Annotated in this window: 15 protein-coding genes; 2 read left to right on the top strand and 13 right to left on the bottom strand. The window is 68.2% G+C overall.

The genetic code is table 11. The features are described 5' to 3' along the window. Positions 1-63 precede the first annotated feature (63 nt). From ACMGFH_RS03780 to ACMGFH_RS03770, 3 genes are all read right to left on the bottom strand, one after another. Positions 64-1,260 (bottom strand): cation:proton antiporter, encoded by a 1,197-nt coding sequence (locus ACMGFH_RS03780; RefSeq protein ID WP_415381438.1) that lies wholly within the window; start codon positions 1,258-1,260, stop codon positions 64-66. Continuing rightward, positions 1,257-1,742 carry a cation:proton antiporter regulatory subunit gene (locus tag ACMGFH_RS03775; protein WP_415381437.1) on the bottom strand — a complete coding sequence of 162 codons (486 nt, stop codon included), beginning with the start codon at positions 1,740-1,742 and terminating at the stop codon, positions 1,257-1,259. The genes ACMGFH_RS03780 and ACMGFH_RS03775 overlap by 4 nt, the downstream gene beginning before the upstream one ends. Before the next feature lie 76 nt (positions 1,743-1,818). Beyond that, positions 1,819-3,366 (bottom strand): TrkH family potassium uptake protein, encoded by a 1,548-nt coding sequence (locus ACMGFH_RS03770; RefSeq protein ID WP_415381436.1) that lies wholly within the window; start codon positions 3,364-3,366, stop codon positions 1,819-1,821. A 289-nt stretch (positions 3,367-3,655) separates the two neighbouring features. On the opposite strand from ACMGFH_RS03770, the gene ACMGFH_RS03765 reads away from it, so the two are divergent. Further along, positions 3,656-4,159 carry a universal stress protein gene (locus ACMGFH_RS03765; protein WP_415381435.1) on the top strand — a complete coding sequence of 168 codons (504 nt, stop codon included), beginning with the start codon at positions 3,656-3,658 and terminating at the stop codon, positions 4,157-4,159. After that, the gene (locus ACMGFH_RS03760; RefSeq protein ID WP_415381434.1) at positions 4,152-6,398 is read left to right on the top strand and encodes an amino acid permease; all 2,247 of its coding nucleotides are present in this window, start codon (positions 4,152-4,154) and stop codon (positions 6,396-6,398) included. The genes ACMGFH_RS03765 and ACMGFH_RS03760 overlap by 8 nt, the downstream gene beginning before the upstream one ends. Here ACMGFH_RS03760 and ACMGFH_RS03755 read toward each other — a convergent pair. The 10 genes from ACMGFH_RS03755 to secY form a co-directional block, all read right to left on the bottom strand. Next, a complete protein-coding gene (locus ACMGFH_RS03755) occupies positions 6,392-7,327 on the bottom strand; it encodes a DNA adenine methylase (RefSeq protein ID WP_415381433.1) in 936 nt (311 codons plus the stop codon). The two genes, ACMGFH_RS03760 and ACMGFH_RS03755, sit on opposite strands and share 7 nt — an antisense overlap. A gap of 80 nt (positions 7,328-7,407) precedes the next feature. Further along, the gene (locus ACMGFH_RS03750; RefSeq protein WP_415381432.1) at positions 7,408-7,902 is read right to left on the bottom strand and encodes a hypothetical protein; all 495 of its coding nucleotides are present in this window, start codon (positions 7,900-7,902) and stop codon (positions 7,408-7,410) included. A 63-nt stretch (positions 7,903-7,965) separates the two neighbouring features. Beyond that, the gene (locus ACMGFH_RS03745; protein WP_415381431.1) at positions 7,966-9,372 is read right to left on the bottom strand and encodes an ABC transporter ATP-binding protein; all 1,407 of its coding nucleotides are present in this window, start codon (positions 9,370-9,372) and stop codon (positions 7,966-7,968) included. Next, positions 9,365-10,609, bottom strand: a complete 1,245-nt coding sequence (locus tag ACMGFH_RS03740; protein ID WP_415381430.1) for an ABC transporter ATP-binding protein — start codon at positions 10,607-10,609, stop codon at positions 9,365-9,367. Before ACMGFH_RS03740 ends, ACMGFH_RS03745 begins: the two co-directional genes overlap by 8 nt. After that, entirely contained in the window at positions 10,610-11,728 is a 1,119-nt protein-coding gene (locus tag ACMGFH_RS03735; RefSeq protein WP_415381429.1) for an ABC transporter permease, read from the bottom strand. 1 nt (position 11,729) lies between these two features. Next, positions 11,730-12,752, bottom strand: a complete 1,023-nt coding sequence (locus tag ACMGFH_RS03730; RefSeq protein ID WP_415381428.1) for an ABC transporter permease — start codon at positions 12,750-12,752, stop codon at positions 11,730-11,732. A gap of 52 nt (positions 12,753-12,804) precedes the next feature. Further along, positions 12,805-14,466 (bottom strand): ABC transporter substrate-binding protein, encoded by a 1,662-nt coding sequence (locus ACMGFH_RS03725; protein ID WP_415381427.1) that lies wholly within the window; start codon positions 14,464-14,466, stop codon positions 12,805-12,807. Between the two features lie 151 nt (positions 14,467-14,617). Then, positions 14,618-16,501, bottom strand: a complete 1,884-nt coding sequence (locus ACMGFH_RS03720; protein ID WP_415381426.1) for a cation:proton antiporter — start codon at positions 16,499-16,501, stop codon at positions 14,618-14,620. 112 nt (positions 16,502-16,613) lie between these two features. After that, positions 16,614-17,783, bottom strand: a complete 1,170-nt coding sequence (locus tag ACMGFH_RS03715; RefSeq protein WP_415381425.1) for a hypothetical protein — start codon at positions 17,781-17,783, stop codon at positions 16,614-16,616. Positions 17,784-18,094: 311 nt separating this feature from the next. Then, positions 18,095-19,576 carry a preprotein translocase subunit SecY gene (gene secY, locus ACMGFH_RS03710; protein ID WP_415381424.1) on the bottom strand — a complete coding sequence of 494 codons (1,482 nt, stop codon included), beginning with the start codon at positions 19,574-19,576 and terminating at the stop codon, positions 18,095-18,097. Positions 19,577-19,578: the final 2 nt, after the last annotated feature.

The following is a 19,578-nucleotide window of genomic DNA, read 5'->3' as shown; positions in this document are numbered from 1 at the left end:
TCCCTCGCCCGCGAATGCGCGAACGCCCTCCCCAACGGATCGGAACCGACAGGGCGACTACCGTCAGTACGCTCGCGAAACCAGCGGCACCAGCGCGTCTGTCACCCGGTCGGCGTGCTGGATCAGGACGGTACCGACGACGCTCATCGCGAGGACGTACCCGACGGCGAACGGCGGGATCAGCGTCGCGACGGGCCCCGGCGCGCCGAGCGCGAGCGCCGCGATGACCAGCGAGAACTCCCCGCGCGGGACCAGCCCGAGACCCGTCCGGACCGAGCGCAACGGCGAGAGGTCGTACACCCTCCCGGAGACGGTCCCGCTCACCAGTTTCGTCACCGTCGTCACGACGACGGCCGCGCCGAGCAAGACCGCGACCGACGACAGGACGGTCACGTCGATGGTCAGCCCGATCCCGAAGAAGAAAAACGCCGCGAACAGGTCGCGAACGGGCGCAATCAGGTGTTCGATGCGGTCGACGTGGTCGGTCTGGCTGAACCCCGCGCCGACGAAGAACGCGGCGACCGCTTCGCTCAGACCCAGCGTCAGCGCGGCGCCCGCGACGAGCGTCGTCGTCGCGAGGACGCTCAACAGGAACAGCTCGTCGGAGTCAACGGCGAAAACGCGGTCGAGCACCGCTGTCCCGCCCCATGCGCCGAGCGCGAGAACCCCGAGGAAGGCGAAGGCGACGCCGACGTCCCCCGCGACCGCCGCGAGGTCCTCGCTCCCGCTCACGAGCGCGGCCAGCAATGCCAGGTAGACGGCGATGAAGAGGTCCTCGTAGACGAGGGTCCCGAGGATCGGCTCACTCTCGGCGTTCGCGATCCATCCCTGCTCGATGAGCGACTTCGTGACGATGGCCGACGACGAGATGTAGACGACACCGGCGACGAATAGCGTCTCCGTGGCGCCCAGGCCGAAGAGAAGACCGATAGCGATGCCCGCCCCGAAGTTGACCACTAGATCGACCGTCCCCGCGCTTAGGATGCGCCGGCGGTCGGCGAGCAGCTGGTCGACGCTGAACTCCAGCCCGAGGAAAAAGAGCAGGAGGACGACGCCGAGTTCCGCGAGCACGTCGATGAACTCGGTCTCCGGGACGAGCGTGAGCGAGACGCCGAACAGCGATGTCGGCTCGTTGGGGCCGACGACGATGCCCGCGACGATGTAGGCGGGGATGACCGACAGCGAGACGCGCACCGCGAGGTATCCGACGAGCGCGAGCGCTGCCAGCCCGATCCCGACCTCGACCAGCGCTTCGCTCATCCCTCGCTCGCTACGAGGTCGGCAAGCGCCGACTGCTCCTCGCGCGTGCCGAGGATGACGAGCGTATCACCGGGCTGGATCCGGGTGGTCGCCGTCGGGTTCGGAATAGTTTCCTCGCCGCGCTGGATCGCGATGATCGAGGCGCCGGTCGTCTCGCGGACCGACGCGGTTTCGAGGGAGGTGCCGGCCAGTTTCGACCCCTCGGCGACGTCGGCCCACTCGATTATCGCCTCGCCGAGCGGTACTGCGACCTCGTCGAGTTCGACCGGCTGGAAGTATGTCCCCTCCAGGATAGACCCGAACTTGCGCGCCTGGTCGCCCGACAGCGTGAACAGCTGTTCGCTGTCGGCGTCCTCCTCCGGACGGAGGTAGACGTCTCGCTTGCCGTCGTGGTGGATCACCACGATGAGCCGCTCGCCGCCGCCGATGTCCAGTTCGAACTTGTGACCGACGCCCGGGACTTCGGTCTCGTAGACAGTCATTATCGGAGGTTGGTCCGGCGACCGGTTAAATAGTGGCGACGGCGGTCCCCGGAAACCCCTCCACCGATTCGGGCGCTCACTCCCGCCAGAACGACGGCGTCAGGATGACTAACACCGAGAGGATCTCCAGGCGACCGATCCACATGAGAAAGACCATGTATAGTTTCGCCGGGTCCGAGAAGTTACCGAATCCGTTCATCGGACCGACCTCGCCGAACCCCGGTCCGATGTTCCCGAGCGTCGCGATGGCGACGCTCATCGCTTCCAGCCCAGAGAGATTCATGTCCGGGATCAGCAGGCTGTCGATGTAGATGACGACGGTCGACACCACGAACAGCGTCAGGAAGATCATCACGAAGACGAGCACGTCTCGTACCGTCTCCTCTTCGACCGCCTGGCGTCCTATCCTGACCGGGCTGATGGCCTCCGGGTGAACCGAGGTGAACAGCGTCCGCGACATCGCTTTCTTGACGAGCACCCAGCGAACGATCTTGATCGAACCGGCGGCAGACCCTGCCGAGCCGCCGAGGAAGAACGCGAACAGCAGGATCGTCTTGGTCGACTGGTCCCAGACGTTGAAGTCCATGCTCGCGTACCCGGTCGTCGTCACGATGGCGAGGACCTGGAACAGTCCCTGACGGAACGAGTTCTCCAGGTTCCCCGGGATCGGGGCGATGTTCGGCGCCGCCTCGGCGAGCCCGACGCCGGCGAACAGGAGTACGGAGATGAGCGCGCCGAAGCCGGCCATCAGTGCGAGGTACGCCCGGAACTCCGCGTTGTCGATCAGTTTCCGTATCTGCCCGTTGAACGCGTACCAGAACAGCGCGAAGTTCGTCCCTGCGATGATCATGAAGGGCATCATCGCCCACTGGATCGCCGGCGAGAACGCCTCGACGCTCCTCGCCTCCGGGGAGAACCCGCCCGTCGGTAGTGTCGTCAGTGCGTGGGCGACCGCGTTGTAGACGCCCATGTTGTCCGCGAACCCCAGGACGTCCAGTCCGAAGTACACGAGCGCCGCCAGCACCGTGAATCCGACGTATATCTTCCACAGCGCGCGGGCGGTCTCCTGGATGCGCGGCGTCAGTTTCTCGATCGAGATGCCCGGAGCCTCCTGGTTCATGATCTGGGCGCCACCGACCGACAGCTCCGGCAGGATGGCGACCATGAGGACGAGGATTCCCATGCCACCGAGCCACTGAGAGAGCTGTCGCCACATGAGGATGGCGTGGGAGTGCGTCTGGAAGGAGATGTCGTCGAGGACGGTCGCTCCGGTCGTCGTGAACCCGCTCATACTCTCGAACATCGCATTGATGGGATTGGCCACGGTGCCCTGGCCAGCGATGAGATAGGGAAGCGTCCCCAGCACTGGGATGATGAGCCACGAGAGGCTCACGAGCAGGAACGCCTCGCGATGGCCGAGGTCGTTGTCGTCGGAGAGCGTCTCTAGCGCGAACCCGACTGCGACCATGAGGACGCTGGTCACGAGGAACGGAACCGGACTCTCGCCGTAGTAGAAGGCGACGAGCACCGGGAACAGGGGCGCCGCCGCGAGGTACTTCACTACCGTGCCGACCAGCGAGAGGCTGACGCGGTAATCGACGTACCGTCGAGTGGCGACCGCCATGAGACAACAACCACAGTCCCACCGATGGGAAATGTGTGTTTCGGAACGGCGACGGGTCGGGCCGTCCGCGGACCAGCGCTGAAACCGGGATCGACGGCCGAACTCGGATCTACACGGCGATATCCGGGGTAACGGTGAGAACCGGCCGGGGCCGACGCCCGTCGGACAAAGTGGTTAAGTCGGGTCGCACAAACAGACCGAGCATGCAACGGTTCGTCTCCCCCGGTTATCGCCTCGCTTCGAGCGCCGGCGCGGAACCGAACTGCCGTCGGCGACCGGAGCCCCGACGATGAGTGACCTGCTCGACCGCGTCGTCCTCCCGGTCGCGGGCGACGACGACGCGAGCGGGACCGCTCGCGCGCTGGACGGCTACGAGACCGGCTCGATCCTCGCAGTTCACGTCGTCGAGAAGGCCGGCGGCGCGCCCGACAAGGCCTCGGTCGAACAGCGCGAAGAACTCGCCGAGGCAGCGTTCACGACGCTCAGAGCCCACCTCGGCGACGAGTCGGATCTCGAGACGCGAATTCTATACGGGACCGACGTTGCTGACGCTATCTTCGAGGCAGCCGACGACTACGACGCGAGTTCGATCGTCATCAGTCCGCGTGGCGGGAGCCGATGGGTCCAGTTGCTCACCGGCGACGTAGCGCTCTCGCTGGTGACCGAGACGGACCGGCCGGTCATCGTGTTACCCGACGACGACGCGCGGAGCGCGGACGACGGTTCGGCGGACGACGACGTCGAAAGTCCGGCCGACGATTCGGTGACAGACGGAGGGGTCAACCGTGAGTGACGAAGAACTCGCCAAAGACCTGGGCCTGCTCTCGGCGATGACCATCGGGATCGGGACGATGATCGGCGCCGGGATCTTCGTCCTCCCGGGCGTCGCCGCCCAGGAGGCCGGCCCGATCGTCGTCGCGTCGTTCGTGGTCGGCGGCGTCGTCGCGATGATAAACGCCTTCTCCGTCTCCGAACTCGGGACGGCGATGCCGAAGGCCGGCGGCGGGTACTACTACATCAACCGCTCGCTCGGTCCGCTGTTCGGATCGATCGCCGGGATGGGCGACTGGATGGGTCTGGCGTTCGCCTCGGCCTTTTACTGCATCGGCTTCGGGCAGTACCTCACGACGCTCGCACCGATCCCCGGACTCCTCTTCCTCACCGACATCCAGGTCGGCGCCCTGATCGCCGGGGGCATCTTCGTCGGCGTCAACTACGCCGGCGCGAAGGAGACCGGCGGCGTGCAGTCCGTGATCGTTCTGATCCTGCTGTCGATCCTCAGCGTCTTTGCCGTGTTCGGCTGGCTCTCGTTCGACTACGCGACGCTCGTCGGTGACGGCGGCCTGACGCCGATGGGCTACGGCGCCATCCTGCCCGGCACCGCCGTCGTCTTCGTCTCCTTCCTCGGGTACGCCAAGATCGCGACGGTCGCCGAGGAACTGAAGAACCCGGGGCGAAACCTCCCCATCGCGGTCATCGGGAGCGTCGCCCTCGTGACCGTCGTCTACGGCATCCTCGTCACGATCATGCTCGGCGTCGTGCCGTGGCCCGAACTGAGCAAGGACGCGCCCATGGCGCAGGTGACTGAGCTGGTATTCCCCGGCGGACTGACGGGCATCGCGGTGACCATCGTGACGCTCGCGGCGCTGCTCGCGACGGCATCGTCGGCCAACGCGTCGATCCTCGCCTCGGCGCGGATCAACTTCGCCATGGGCCGGGACGGCATCGTCACCGACTGGCTCAACGAGATCCACCCTTCCTTCGCGACGCCCTACCGGTCGATCCTCGTCACGGGCGGCGTGATCATCGTGTTCATCGCCGCACTGGGCCAGCAGCTCGAAGTGCTCGCGAAGGCCGCGAGCGTCCTGCACCTCATCGTTTACGCCATGATCAACGTGGGTCTCATCGTGTTCCGCGAGGCCGACGTCGAGGAGTACGACCCCGACTTCGAGGTGCCGCTGTACCCGATCACGCCGATCCTCGGGGCGATCGCTTCGCTCGCGCTGGTCACGTTCATGGACACCATCGAGATCGCGCTCTCGCTGCTGTTCGTCGTGACCGCCGTGGCCTGGTACCTCGCGTACGCCCGGCGACACACCGTCTACGAGGGCGCGCTCGGTGAGTTCGTGACCGAGCGGTCCGAGGAGATGCCCGACATCGCGGTGTCGGCGGCGGAGACCGTTGCACCGGACGGCGGCGACTACCGCGTGATGGTTCCGCTCGCCAACCCCGACCACCAGCAGACGCTCATCACGCTGGCGAGCGCCGTCGCGAAACAGCGCGGCGGGTCCGTGCTGGCGACCCACGTCGTCACGGTTCCCGACCAGACGCCGCTGGCGAGCGCGCGCGACCGTGCCGACGACATCGACGCCACCTCCGAGCAGTTGCTAGACCGCGCCCGCGAGGACGCCGAGACGTTCGGCGTCGAGGTCGACACCGCGACGGTCGTCTCTCACCAGGGCTACGAGGCCATCTTCGACGCCGCGCGCACCCACGACGCCGACCTCGTCGTGATGGGGTGGGGCCCGGACTCACACTGGTCTCCCGGGCGCGCCGAGTCCGCCGTCGACGACATGACCGGGAACCCGCCCTGTGACTTCCTCGTCCTGCGGGACCGCGGCTTCGACCCGGCGCGGATCCTCGTCCCGACCGCCGGCGGCCCGGATTCGGACCTCAGCGCCCAGATAGCGACCGACCTCCGGCGGGAGTTCGACGCCGACGTCACGCTGCTGTACGTCGCCGACGAGGGCGAGAGCGCCGAGGGCGCGGACTTCCTCGCGAACTGGGCCGACGAGCACGACCTCGGGAGCGCGAAGCTCCGGGTGGAGACCGGCGACGTCGAGACGGCCATCGAGACGGCGGCGACCGACGCCTCGCTGGTCGTCCTCGGCGCGAGCGAACGCGGGCTCCTCCAGCGGCTCGTCAGCGGCTCCGTCGTTATCGACGTCGTCGACGACGTCGACTGCTCGGTCGTCCTCGCGCAGAAACGCCACGAGCGGTCGCTGTTCGACCGGCTGTTCGGCGATCAGTAATCGCCGAGCGACGACTGGTCCGGGCCGCGCCGCGCGCCCGGCGGGACGTTCGTTGCCACGATCTCGTCGACCTCGCCGCGGGAACTCGCGTCGCTGTTTATCGCCCGCGTCGCCCCCTCGCGCTCGACGAAAAAGCCCGCCTCGTCGTAGCGGTCGTACGTGACGCCGCTGTTCGAGAGGACGACCGAGACGCCCCGATCGTCGAGTTCGCTCGCCACGTCGAGCAACCGCTCCTGGTCCTCGCGACCGAACCCCTCGGCGCTGTACTCCGCGAAGTCAGCGGTCGGGCTCATCGGTTCGTACGGCGGGTCGAAGTACACCAGGTCGCCCGAGTCGGCGGCGTCGAGGACGTACGAGAAGTCCCCGTTGCGGACTTCGGTCCCGCGGAGCGCCCGGGCCGCCGCGCGGATCCGCTCGGCCTGCACCCAGTCGGGATCGGCGTAGCGACCGACCGGGACGTTGAACCCGCCGTCGCTGTTCTCGCGGTAGAGCCCGTTGTAGCAGGTCCGGTTGAGGTACAGCAGGAGGGCGGCCTCTTCGAGGCGGTCGCCGTCGCTGTCGGGCCAGTCGTCGCCGTAGGCGCGCTCGTTGAAGCGGGCGCGCTGCTGGTAGTAGTACTGCTCGACGGCCTTCCCGCGCCGGGTTTCCGCGGCGAAGACCTGTTCGGGGTCGGGGTCGCTCTCCGGGTCGCGGAACTCCCGGAGGCGCTCGATCAGCGCCTCCGGCCGGTCGCGGACCTGTTCGTAGAAGTTGACCAGCCGCGGATTAGTGTCGTTGACCGTCGCCGCGGCCGGTTCGAGGTCGAAGAAGACGGCGCCGCCCCCGAAGAAGGGCTCGTGGTAGCGCCCGAAGGAGCCGGGGAAGCGCGCGTACAGCGCGTCGAGCAACTGCCGCTTGCCGCCCGCCCACTTCAGTACCGGCTTCGCCATTCACCGGACGGTGGTCGCTCACCCTCTTAAGCGGTGGGCATCTCGCCGGATCGACGGCGCCAGCGAGGACCCGCCGACGGTCAGTCGTCGGGGAAGAACAGGTCGGGCTCCTCGTGGGTCAGCGTGACGTACTCCTCGGCGAGGTTGCGGACGTGCGTGTAGATTCGGCCCTCGCGTTCGGCGATGTCGCCGAGTCCCTCGACCGCAGCGTCGTCGTAGTAGAGCGGGCAGCAGACGGCCCGCTCGTCGGTGTCGTCCTTCAGGACGACGAGCGCGAAGACGATGCCGCTCTCGACGCGGTAGACGTCGTGTTCGTCGAAGCTCCCGGCGTCGACCCACTCGCGCAGACGCTCGAACTCGTCGTCGGGGACGAGCACGTCGAAGCCCCAGCGCTCGCCGGTCACGGCTGTCACGTCGCCGGGATGGAGTTCGAGCACGTCCCAGTCGGCCGCCTCAAACTCCCCCGCCGTCGCCTCCATGTCACCGATGAGGTCGTCCCAGTGTTCGCGGACGGCGGCCGCCGCGCCCATCCCCGCGAAGGCCGGGCCGCTCTCGGCCTCGTCGTCCTCGGTCATGGGCCGAAGTCGGGGTGGCCCCGCAGAAAAGGTGTCGCTCCCGGCGGCGCGACGGGCGACTCGTCAGTCGTCGTCCGCCGTCGCGTCACCGGCGCCGTCGTCTGTCGAGCGGTCCCGCTCGGCCCGCTCCGCGGCGACGTCGATCGGCTCAGAGTCCCAGTAGGGGTGGTCGTCGATCAGGCGGAAACAGGCCGCGCGCTGGCCGGGGACCTCTGCTTCGTAGTCCCCGGGCGCTTCGGCCCGGCATGCCTCGCGAGCGTGCGGACATCGCGTGTGGAACCGGCAGCCCGCGGGCGGGTCCCGCGGCGAGGGCACGTCGCCCGCCAGCGCGTCGACCCGTCGGCCCTGCTCGCTGGTGTCGGCCCTGGGGACGCTGTCGAGCAGCGCCTGCGTGTATGGGTGCTGCGGGTCCTCGAAGATAGCGTCGACGGGGCCGCGCTCGACGATCTCGCCGAGGTACATCACCGCGACGCGGTCGGAGATGTGCCGGACGACGGAGAGATCGTGGGCGATGAACAGGTACGTCAGTCCAAGCTCCTCCTGCAGGTCCGACAGCAGGTTGAGGATCTGCGCCTGAACGCTCACGTCGAGCGCGCTGACGGGTTCGTCCAGCACGAGGAAGTCCGGTTCGAGCGCGAGCGCGCGGGCGATGCCGATGCGCTGGCGCTGGCCGCCGGAGAACTCGTGGGGGTAGCGGTCGACCTGGTCGGCCGAGAGTCCGACCCGCTCCAGCAGTTCTTTCGCCCGGTCGCGGCGGATCTCCGAGAGCGAGCGGCCGAGCGATACTTCGACCACGACCGGTTCGCCGCGGCCAGAGCCGTCGTCGGAGTCCGCACCTCGGACGACCCTCGCGGTCAGGTCCTCGGCGACCGAAGCACTGACCGTCCCGCCCTGCCGGCGGACCGTTACGTGAACCGTGGCGACGCCGTCGACCGGCTCGACGACGCGGTCGACGTCGTCGCCGACACGCACCTCGACGCGGTCGGGGTCGAGGCCCTCGACCGTCACGTCCGCTTCGGTCCGTACCCCCGGATCTGTGTCGGGCAACCCGTGGATCACGAGCGGTTCCGTGACGATTGCGCCCGCTGTCTGGCGCGGATCGAGGCTGGAGAAGGGGTCCTGGAAGACCACCTGCGCGCGGCGGCGGAACGCGGTGAGGTCGTCGCGACCGAACACCGACTCGCCGTCGAAGCGGACGTCCCCATCGGTCGGGTCCTGGAGCGCGAGGAGCGTCTCACCGGTGGTCGACTTCCCACAGCCCGACTCGCCGACGAGCCCGAGCGTCTCGCCCTCCTGGATGGCGAAGCTCACGCCGTCGACCGCCTTCACGCTCCGGCCGTCGCTCCCGAGCAGCCGGTCGAGAATCGAGTCGTCGTCCGCGAAGTACTTCCGGAGCCCGTCGACTTCCAGGAGCGGGTGGTCGCCTCCGGTCCCGTCGGAAGCGTCGCGGGAGCGCTCGCGGTCACTCACGGCGCTCACCCCTCTCGTCGTCGAAGAACCCGTCTGGGAGCGCGGCGGCTTCGCTGTACTCCCGTTCGGCGAGGACGCAGCGCGCGCCGTGTTCGTCGCCGCCGGCGTCGAACTCCGGCGGGTGGTCGAGACAGGCCTCCATCGCCTTCGGGCAGCGGTCCGCGAAGTAACAGCGGTCGTCCATCTCCGAATCGAGGAGGCTCGGGACCGATCCCTCGATGGGTTGCAATCGCGACGCCGGGTCTTCCAGGTCCGGGATCGACCCGACGAGGCCCTGGGTGTAGGGGTGGACGGCGTCGTCGAACACGTCTTCGAGCGTCCCGCGCTCGACGACCTCGCCGGCGTACATCACGCAGACGCGGTCGCTCATCCGCGCGATGACGCCCAGGTCGTGCGTGATGAGCACGACGCTCATGTCGCGCTCGGCCTGGATCTCCCGCAGCAGTTCGAGGATCTGCGCCTGGATGGTCACGTCCAGCGCCGTCGTCGGCTCGTCGGCGATGAGTAGATCCGGCTCGCCCGCCAGCGCCTGGGCGATCATCGCCCGCTGGAGCATCCCGCCCGAGAACTCGTGGGGGTACTGGTCGGCCCGCTCGGCGGGGTCCGGGATGCCCACCTGTTCGAGCAACTCGACGGCGCGGTCGTGGCTCTCCGGGTCGGTATAATCCCGACCCGGGACGATCCCGTCGAGGAAGTACGATCCCAGGCCGTACCCCTGCGTCCGCGAGCGCGTCGACCGCGGGTTCGCCCGGGCTCGCCGCTGGACCTCGACGGCCTCTGCGATCTGCTCGCCGACGGTCAGCGAGGGGTTGAAGCTGCTCATCGGGTCCTGGAAGATCGTGCTGAACGACGGCCCGCGCAGGGCTCGGCGGACGCGCTCGGGGAGTTCGCGGAGGTCGACCATGTCGCCGTCCGCCGCGTCGGGGAACTCCTCCGCGAGGTCTCCGTCACGGTACCATACTTCCCCGGACGTGACCCGGCCCGGCGACTCGACGAGATCGATCAGCGACAGCGCGGTCACGGACTTGCCCGACCCCGACTCGCCGACGATGCCGAGAATCTCCGCTTCGCGCACGTCGAAGCTGACCGACTCGACGGCGTTGACCTGCCCCTGCTCCGTGAAGAAGCGCGTCGACAGGTCGCGGACGCTGAGGAGGTCCCGAGCCGTCTCGCCGTTCCCGCCAGATCCGGCGCCCGCCGTCGCATCGGCCTGGCCGGCGGCGTCGGGGTCGCTCATCTACACGCCACCCCCTTCGCCCTCGATGCCGGGGTCAAGCGCGTCGCGCAGCCAGTCGCCGATGAGGTTGATGCCGATCACCGTGAGGACGATGGCGAGGCCTGGCATCGCGGCGATCCACCACGAGGTCGTCTGGTACTCGCGGCCCTGGGAGATGTCGAAGCCCCACGAGAGGGTCGTCCCGGAGAACCCGAGGAACGAGAGGGCGCTCTCCAGGAGGATGATCGCGGCGACCTGGATCGTCGCGAGGACGAGGATCGGCGTGAGGCTGTTCGGCAGGACGTGCTTGCGGATGACGAACCGATCGGGCGCGCCCAGCGACTCCGCGGCGGTGACGTACTCTTCCTCGCGGACCGACAGGGCCTCGCCGCGGGCGACGCGGGCGAACCACACCCAGTTGACCAGACCGACGACGACGATCACAGTGCCGGGAAGCGTGAACTGCTCCGGCATCCCGGTCGGGTAGGTCAGCCCGCCGGGCAGCGAGAGCGCGCCGCGTACCGCCGGCGCGATCCCGGTCACGACGAACGGGTCCGGGACGGCCACGCCCGCCTTCCCCCACAGCCCGACCAGCGCGATGGCGAGGACGAGCGACGGGAACGCGAGGCTCACGTCCGCGATGCGCATCAACACGTCGTCGACCCGACCGCTGTAGTAGCCCGAGATCAACCCCGTCGGGACGCCGACCGCCATCGCCAGTAGCGTCCCGAGGACGCCGACCAGGAGCGAGGTCCGCGCGCCGTAGATCGTCCGCGAGAGCATGTCTCTGCCCAGCCCGTCGGTGCCGAGCGGGTGGGCGGTCGTCGCGTTCACGAGCACCGTCTCGTTAGTGATCTGCAGCGACCCGTTGACCATCTCCTGGCCGGTCTGGGTCTCCGCGCGGCTGAACCCGAGCGGCGGCTGCTGCTTGTTGTCGAGGTCCTGGCTCGTCGGGTTCCACGGGGCGACGAACGGCGCGAACACCGCGAGCACGAGGACGAACGCGACCAGCCCGAGGCCGAGCTTCGCGAGGAAGCTCCGGTCGAACTCCCGCCGGAGGTTCCGGAGCGTCCGCGGCGAGACCGACGAACGGAAGATCGCGGGGAGCCGAGTCAACCAGTCGAGCGGATCCGGTGCCATGTCAGTCCATCACCTGTGGGTTGAGGGTTGCGTACAGGGCGTCGACCACGATGTTGACGATCACGAAGCCGGCGCCGATCACGACGAGGCAGCCCTGGATGAGCGGCCAGTCTCGGTTGTTGATGGCGTCGATGACGAGCGTTCCCAATCCGGGCCAGTCGAACACCGCCTCCGTGATGACCGCGCCGCCGATGAGCGTCCCCAGCTGGAGGCCGACTACGGTGATCACCGGAATGAGGGTGTTCCGCAGCGCGTGCCGGTAGCGCACCAGCGTCTCCGGCAGCCCCTTCGCGCGCGCCGCCCGGACGTATCCCTGACCCAGCTGGTCGAGCATCCCGGAGCGGGTGAGCCGCGTGATGAGCGCGGTGAAGTACGTCCCCAGCGTGATCGCCGGGAGCGTGATGTACGCGAGCCAGACGCGCGCGTCCGCGAGGAACTCGGAGGCGTCGAGCGGGAGCGCGTACCCCTGCTGTGGCCCGGCGATCACGACGAGGTTGCCGATCACGTCGAACAGGCCGACCGGCCGCGTGCTCGTCGGGAACAGGTCGAACTGCACGGCGAGGACGATGACGAGCATCACCCCGAGCCAGAAGTTCGGCGTCGAGATGCCCAGAAGCGAGAACAGCGTCGCGCCGTAGTCGGCCGGACCGTGGCGCCGCGTCGCGCTGAGGACGCCCAGCGGGATCGACAGCGCGATGGCGACGGCCGTCGCCGAGATCGCGAGCTCGAGCGTCGCCGGGAGCTTCGCGAACACGCGCGGACGCACGGCCGTCCGCGACCGGTAGGAGTACCCCATGTCGCCTGAGAACAGATCCGCGACGTAGTCGACGTACTGCACGTACAGCGGCCTGTTCAGTCCCAGGTCCGCGGCGATCCGCTCGCGCGTCGCCTGGCTGGCGTCCAGCGGCGCGATGAAGTCGACCGGACTCCCCGGCGTGACGTACCGGAGGAGGAAGACGACGGTCACGACTCCCCAGACGACGAGCAGTCCCTGCAGCGTCCGCTTCAGCAAGAACCGACCCATCGACGCCACGCTATCGCCCCCGCGTCCGCGTTCGAACCCACGTCGGCGACATTCAGCTGTCGGTCCCTGCCTCGCTACCGCCCATGCTCTGGGCCTGGTTCATCAGTTCGTCGACCCGCTCGTTCTCCAGCGAGGTCAGCGCGCCGTCCGAGGTCAGCAGCGGGATGATCGTCTGGCTCGCGTCGAACGTCGCGTTGCCCCAGCCGATGAGGTAGAAGGCCGGACCCGTCGAGATGTCGCCGTCCAGCAGCGCGTCGGTGAGGTTCCCGAAGTCGCGCTGGTTGACCGACGCCGACACGTTGTCCAGTTCGTCGATGTAGTTCACGACCGCCTGGGCGATCTCCAGGTCCTTGAGGTAGCGGCCGCTCGGCGTGTGTAGCTCGATCTCGGCGCCGGCGTAGCCGCTCTCCTCGACGAGCCGCTGTGCCTCCTCGGGGTCGTGGGGGTACGGGTCGAGCTCGGAGTTGTAGCCCGTGAACCCCTCCAGCGTCGGCTGGGCGGTCTGGTCGGCGAATCCCGAGAGGACGTTCTCGATGATGCTCTCCAGGTCGATGGCGTAGTTCATCGCCCGGCGGAACTCCACCGAGTCGAACGGCTCCTTGTTGTACACCATCGCGTTGTAGATGATCCGCGTGCTCGCCACGGGGCTGATGTCCGCGTTGTCCGCCTCGTCGACCTGGCTGATGTTCTGCGGCGGGACGTTCACGATGACGTCGGTTTCGCCGCTCAGCAGCTGGTTGACCCGCGTGCTCGCCTCGCTCGCGGCCGTGATGGTGAGCTGCTCCGCAGGCGGCTGCTCGCCCCAGTAGTCACCGTAGCGCTCGAAGACGACCTCGACGTCCTGTTCGTAGTTCGCCAGCTGGAACGGGCCCGTCCCGTTCATCTCGGAGTTGATGGTCGCCGAGTCGTTGTCCTCGATCCACGACTTGTTCACCACGTCGCAGTACGTCGCGAACAGGGCGAACACGATCGGGTTGATCCCCTCTGACTCGACGACGACCGCGCCGTCCCCGTCGGCCGGCTGCGCGCCGGTGACGCCCGCCAGCTGGTCGGACTGGGGGCTCTCTAGGTTGCCCACGTCGGACTGGACGATCCGGTTGACCGAGAAGGCCACGTCCTCTTTCGTCAGCGAGTCGCCGCTGTGGAAGGAGACGCCCGAACGGAGTTCGAAGCGGACCCGTCCGTCCTCGACGCGCTCGTAGCCGGTCGCGAGCTTCTGGACGACCTTCCCCTCGCGGTCGCGTCCCAGCAACCCCTCGTAGGCCTGCAGGACGATGTTGTCCGTCGGCGTCTCGCGGTGGTCGTGTGGGTCCAGTCCCGAGTCCATGTTCGACTGGGTGATCCGGACGGACGTCTGGTCGCCGGTCGGCTCGATGGCCGACCCGTCGATGCGCTCGTCGCGCCGGGCGTCCCAGTTCACGTCCGCCGACTTCCCGTACACCGAGTACTGGCGGTTCAGGAAGATCCACGGCGCCTCGTCGTGCAACACGCGGTTCGCCCGCTGGAGATACCCCTCGCGAGTCTCGGGTTCGGGCAGCGGCGTCGCGGTGTCCGTGGCCGTTCCGCCGTCACCGCCGTCGCCTCCGTCACCGCCGTCGCTGCCGTCACCGCCGGTCGGCGTGCCGCCGTTGTCCGAACACCCCGCGACCGCCGCCGCGCCCGCGGCAGTCCCGGTCAGCTTGAGGAAACTGCGTCTGTCGATATCGCGTGACATAATACGTGCGGTTGGTAGGGGGTACACAAATAAGCTGTGACGGACCCACAGACCGCGCTCCGCGTTCGGTCGACGACCGGTCTCCGCTAGCGAGCGCGCGCTGCCCCGGCACTCCGCCGGAGCCCGGTCGCCGTCCCCTCCCCATCGGCTCTCAAGCGCTGCAGTGCTCGCGCGCCTGCCTGACCGCGTCCTTGCGACCGATGAAGGTCAGGTGATCGCCGCGTTCGATCGTGTCCTTTGGCTCGGGCAGGCGGTTCTCCGCGTCCCGGGTGATGAGCGCAAGGTGGCAGTCGTCCGGCAGTTCCGCCTGTAGCTCCGAGACAGTCTCGCCGACGACGCCGTCGGTGGTGACCTCGACTTCCTGTACGTCTCCCTCCCTGTCGAGTTCGGTCATCCACCGGGCGATCCCCGGGCGTTCGATGACGTTGTCCATCGACCACGCGATCGACATCCCGCTGGAGATGGCCTCGATGTCGAGGTCCTCGAATGCCGCGACGTTGTCGGGGCTGTTCACCCTGGCGACGACCGTCTCGACGCCGAAGGTGTTCCTGGCGAGCTGGCCGATCAGCAGGTTCACGTCGTCGTCGGCCGTCGCGGCGGCGATGACCTTCGCGTTCCCGGCGCCCGCGTTCTCGAGGACGTCCCGCTGGGTTCCGTCGCCCCTGTGCGTCGAGAACCCGTCGCGGCGGAGCCGTTCGACCGCCCGCTCGTCGGACTCGACGATCACCACCTCTTCGCCGCGGTCTTCGAGTCGCTCGGCGAGGGCGCGCCCCACGCGCCCGCCGCCGACGACGATCGCTCGCATCGGTATCACGTTCAGGCTCTGCGCGATGTGACGGGCTAGACCGCCTTCAATCACCACGGTCGCGAAGATGACCAGGAAGACCGCGCCGACGAGCATCGTCGCCGCCTCGGGGTTCCCCGGTCGGAGTTCGAGCGCGAACAGCGTCGCGACGCTCGCCGGGATGATCCCCCTGGGACCGATCGCGGCGATGTAGAGGCGCTCGGCGACGGAGAAGCGGTCGCCGATAGTGCAGAGCAAGACGAGCGCGGGCCTGACGACCGCCGCGATGGCGACGACCGCGACCGCCCCGCGGACGCCGAGCGCGGCGAAGTCGTCGAGCGTCAGCAGCGAGGCGAGCACGACGAACACGAACGTCAGCACGATGAGCGTGACGTCGCCTTTGAACTGCTCGATCTGGTCGCGATAGGGCAGCGAGACGTTCCCGAGGACGAATCCGGCGGCCGCGACCGCAGCGATGCCGGACTCCGAGCCGAGTTCGCCCGCGATACCGGTCTCGGCCGCGGCGACCTCGGCGAGCCCGTACGCGCCCAGCGCCGCGACGAGGACGATCAGCCGGGCGTTCTGCGGCGCGTTCTCGACCGACAGCTCGACGTGGTTGAGCAGGTACCAGACGACCGACGCGACGAGACACCCGACGACGACGCCGAGGGCGAGCCGCGTCGCGAACTTCTGGACCAGCGTCGTCAGCCCGCTCGACCCCAGGAGGACGTACTCGAACATCACCAGCGCGAGGATCGCCGCCGTCACGTCGTTGACGACGCCCTCCGTTTCGAGGGTCGTGGCGACCCGCTCCCGGACGGGGACGACGTTCATGATCGGCGTGATCACCGTCGGCCCGGTCGCGACCAGCAGCGCGCCGACGAGCAACGCGACGTCCCACGACGCGCCGAGGACGAACCTGACGACGGCCGCCGTCCCGACCAGCGAGACGAACGCGCCCACCGTGACCAGCCGCAGCGTCTCCCGAGGCGCCTCGCGCAGGCGGTCGACGTGGAGGTGAAAGGCCCCCTCGAAGACGATGATCGCGACGCTCAGCCCGACGATCGCGGGGAGCGCGTCGCCGAACACCGCGGGATCGACGAGCGAGAGGCCCTCGGGACCGACCAGCACCCCCGCGACGATCAGGAAGAGGACGCTCGGGATCTGCAGCCTGTCCGCGAGCACCTGGGCGGCGACCCCGATCCCCATGATCGCGACGACGATCCGGACGATGTCGATCGCGGCGCTCATCTGTCGCGGTCGCGGCCCCGGCGAGTCGGTCGAGTTCGATCCATCCGATGCACGTGATCTGTCGATGCGGACGGGATCGACAAAACGGTTTGCGACGCGGCGAAACCGGGGCTCACGCTCGTTCGGCCGTCCACTCGCTCCAGACCGCGTCGGTGTAGTGCCGGTGGATCCGGACGTCCCACGCCTCGTGCGTCGCCGGCCAGTCGACGACGGTTTCGAGTCGCTCGAGGAGCGCGTCGAGTTCCTCCGACCCGGCGATCTCCTCGTTCGTATTGTTCGCGACGAGGTCGGTCATCATCGCCACTGTCGCTTCGAGGAAGGGGACCTCGTCGCTCAGGACCGTCGATTCGTACGCCTCGACGTATCGGGGGTATCCGAAGTCCTCGGCCGCCGCGGCCCACTCGCTCATGTCGGTTTCGTCTTCGTCGAGGACCCCTTCGATCTCCTCGCGCACGGAGGTGATGGTCTCGCCGAGAGAGCCGGTTCTGGAGTTCTTGATCGAGGGGAGCCCCTCCTCCGCGATCGACTCGGCGAGCCGCCGGTGGGCGTCGTCGCGGTGGGACGGTCTCCCCAGCATGAACGTCGCGTCCGGGTGGTCGGCGTGTGCCGGTCCGAAGAGTATCGTCGGCGTCATGACGTCGACGGGGTCGCTCCAGACGTCGTATCCGACGACCCGACCGAGCGCGTGTCGCGCGACCAGTCCGTAGAACGCCTCGCCCCCCAGCCCCGTCCCGATGTCGGCCGTGATCGGCGTCTCGTCGGGAGCGTCGGTGAGCGTGCCCACGCACACCTGCTCGGTGAGTTCGGGGTCCTCGGTCGCGGGTGATTCGTACTCCCCGTAGCAGTCCATGAGACTGTGTTCGACGAACAGGACGTCCGGGTCCTCGTGGTCGGGCTCGAACGAGAGCGTCAGGTCGAACGGCGCGTCAGCCTCTATGTACTCGTTCCAGGCGTCGGCCGCCTCCTCGATCAGGTCGGGCGCGGCTTCGAATCCGGAGACGCTCTCGTCGCGCTCGATCGAGACGACGACGGTGTCCTGCTCCCACGGCGTCGTCCTGGGCGAGGACTTCTCGGCGGGTTCGGTCGCCGGCGGCGACTTCTTCGGGAGCCAGCGGCCGAAGAGCCCGCCGAGGTCGACGTGGTCTGACCGGTCGGCTATCGCGTAGACGCCGCCGAGACCGAGCGCGGCGCCCGCACCGATGCCCCCGATCCCCTTGAGGACGCCGCGGGTCGTTATCAGTCGCTCGCTGCCGGCGTCGCTCCCGTCGGTGTTGCCTGTCATCTGTGTCTCCTCCCCGCTCCCGAAGCGTCCCGGCGCCGTTCGCCCCGTCCGTCGGTCCCCGCTTGTGCACGACCAGGAGACGGTGCGCGCCCTCCGGCGCCTTCGCCCGAGTTCAGCGTCCGCGATCCGCGGGCAACAGGGGTTCGCAACCGTGTTTCGGTGCGCTCCGTTTAGTTCCGGGGGCCGCAGATCCGTCCGTGAGAATGGCTCGTCGCGAATCGGGAGCGACGACCGTCTCGCGGTCGTCGAGAACTGAAATGGTCGGCGAAAACGGAACTGCCGTCGGTGGTGAACCGTCTATCCGCCGACAGTTAGCCGAACATCTGGCGCATCATGGGGTGCATCTCCATGAGTTGCTCTTCGGCGATCTCCTCGTAGATCTTGTAGGTGATGGAGACGGTCAGCAGCAGGCCCGTCCCGGAAACCTCGCCGATGGTGCCCATCATGTTGGCGAGGACGGCCAGCAGGCCGACCAGCGCGCCGCCGATGACGGTCACCTGCGGGATGTAGCGTTCGAGCACCTTCTCGATGACGCTGGTGTTCCGGCGGAAACCGGGGATCTCCATCCCGGAGTTGTGGATCTGCTGGGCGGTCGCCTCCGGACCCATGTCCGTCGTCTCGACCCAGAAGATGGCGAAGATGGCGCCGCCGATGACCATGAACGTCAGGTCGACGCCGACGCGGAGCATGATCTGCCAGGGCTCGTTGGTCGTCTGACCGAGCCACCACATCCACTGGCCGGGACTGCGGACCGGTGCCATGTAGTAGAACAGGCCGCCGACCGGGTTAGCGACGCCGCCCTGGCTCTGCTGGTACGTCCCCAGCCACGCGGGCATACTGCCCAGTTGCGCGTGCAGGATACGACCCAGGAACTGCAGGTTCGCCTGCAGCGCGCGGACGAGGATCATCGGCAGGACGCTCGCGTAGATGAGCTTCACGGGGAAGCGACCGCGGGCGCCCTTGACGCGCGTGTTCGAGAGGGGGATCTCCACGCGGACGCTCTCCGCGTAGACGACCACGACGAAGATCAGCACTGTCGTGATCAGCGCGAGGATCTGCCCCTGGCCGAAGACGAGCGTCTGGAGCCCGCTTCCGAGGATCGGCCCGACGTCGATGCGGCCGGTGAGGATGCCGATCCACGTCGGGATGATGCCGATCTCGCTCTCCGCACCGATGAAGGTCGTCGAGACGAGCCCGCCGATCAGTCGCTGGCTGACGCCGGCGATGATGAACAGGCCGATCCCGGAGCCGACGCCCCACTTGGAGATGACCTCGTCCATGTAGAGGATGAGGACACCGCCGACGAAGATCTGGGCGAACATCAGCCACTGCACGCCGAACGTTCCGCCGGGGAACGTCTGGGCGAGCGTCGGACTCGCCGGCAGGAACGAGCCGGCGAAGACCATCGGGAGCCCGGTCAGGCAGATCATCACGAGCACCAGGAACTTCTGGAGGCCCTGGTACAGCACCTGATCCCGGGGGTTGTTCTGCGTGTCGAGACCGAGCAGGTCGGCACCGCCGAGCAACTGCAACACGATGCTCGCCGTGACGATCGGTCCGATACCGAGTTGCAGGATCGTCCCCTGGCCACCGGCCAGGATCGAACGGAACTGTCCGAAGGCCTCGCTCCCCTGGCCTTGCAGGCCGAACAGGAAGACGTTCGTCAGGAAGAAGTACAGCACCAGCACGCCGGCCGTCCAGCCCAGTTTCCGCTTGAAGGGAACGTGTCCCTCCGGGCGCTCGACGGTGGGCATGCGGGTGAGTACCGGTTCGGCGGTGTCCTTCCAGCCCATGT

The organism is Halosimplex rarum (assembly GCF_047715405.1).
Lineage (GTDB): Archaea > Halobacteriota > Halobacteria > Halobacteriales > Haloarculaceae > Halosimplex > Halosimplex rarum.
The sequence above is the reverse complement of the archived record's forward strand: the minus strand, read 5'-3'. Positions and strand labels throughout refer to the sequence as shown.

Coding starts and splice junctions, on each gene's coding strand:
- ACMGFH_RS03735 (WP_415381429.1), bottom strand. CDS start 11,728: ATGGCACCGGATCCGCTCGACTGGTTGACTCGGCTCCCCGCGATCTTC.
- ACMGFH_RS03730 (WP_415381428.1), bottom strand. CDS start 12,752: ATGGGTCGGTTCTTGCTGAAGCGGACGCTGCAGGGACTGCTCGTCGTC.
- secY (WP_415381424.1), bottom strand. CDS start 19,576: ATGGGCTGGAAGGACACCGCCGAACCGGTACTCACCCGCATGCCCACC.
- ACMGFH_RS03780 (WP_415381438.1), bottom strand. CDS start 1,260: ATGAGCGAAGCGCTGGTCGAGGTCGGGATCGGGCTGGCAGCGCTCGCG.
- ACMGFH_RS03740 (WP_415381430.1), bottom strand. CDS start 10,609: ATGAGCGACCCCGACGCCGCCGGCCAGGCCGATGCGACGGCGGGCGCC.
- ACMGFH_RS03750 (WP_415381432.1), bottom strand. CDS start 7,902: ATGACCGAGGACGACGAGGCCGAGAGCGGCCCGGCCTTCGCGGGGATG.
- ACMGFH_RS03715 (WP_415381425.1), bottom strand. CDS start 17,783: ATGACAGGCAACACCGACGGGAGCGACGCCGGCAGCGAGCGACTGATA.
- ACMGFH_RS03755 (WP_415381433.1), bottom strand. CDS start 7,327: ATGGCGAAGCCGGTACTGAAGTGGGCGGGCGGCAAGCGGCAGTTGCTC.
- ACMGFH_RS03725 (WP_415381427.1), bottom strand. CDS start 14,466: ATGTCACGCGATATCGACAGACGCAGTTTCCTCAAGCTGACCGGGACT.
- ACMGFH_RS03720 (WP_415381426.1), bottom strand. CDS start 16,501: ATGAGCGCCGCGATCGACATCGTCCGGATCGTCGTCGCGATCATGGGG.
- ACMGFH_RS03765 (WP_415381435.1), top strand. CDS start 3,656: ATGAGTGACCTGCTCGACCGCGTCGTCCTCCCGGTCGCGGGCGACGAC.
- ACMGFH_RS03775 (WP_415381437.1), bottom strand. CDS start 1,742: ATGACTGTCTACGAGACCGAAGTCCCGGGCGTCGGTCACAAGTTCGAA.
- ACMGFH_RS03770 (WP_415381436.1), bottom strand. CDS start 3,366: ATGGCGGTCGCCACTCGACGGTACGTCGATTACCGCGTCAGCCTCTCG.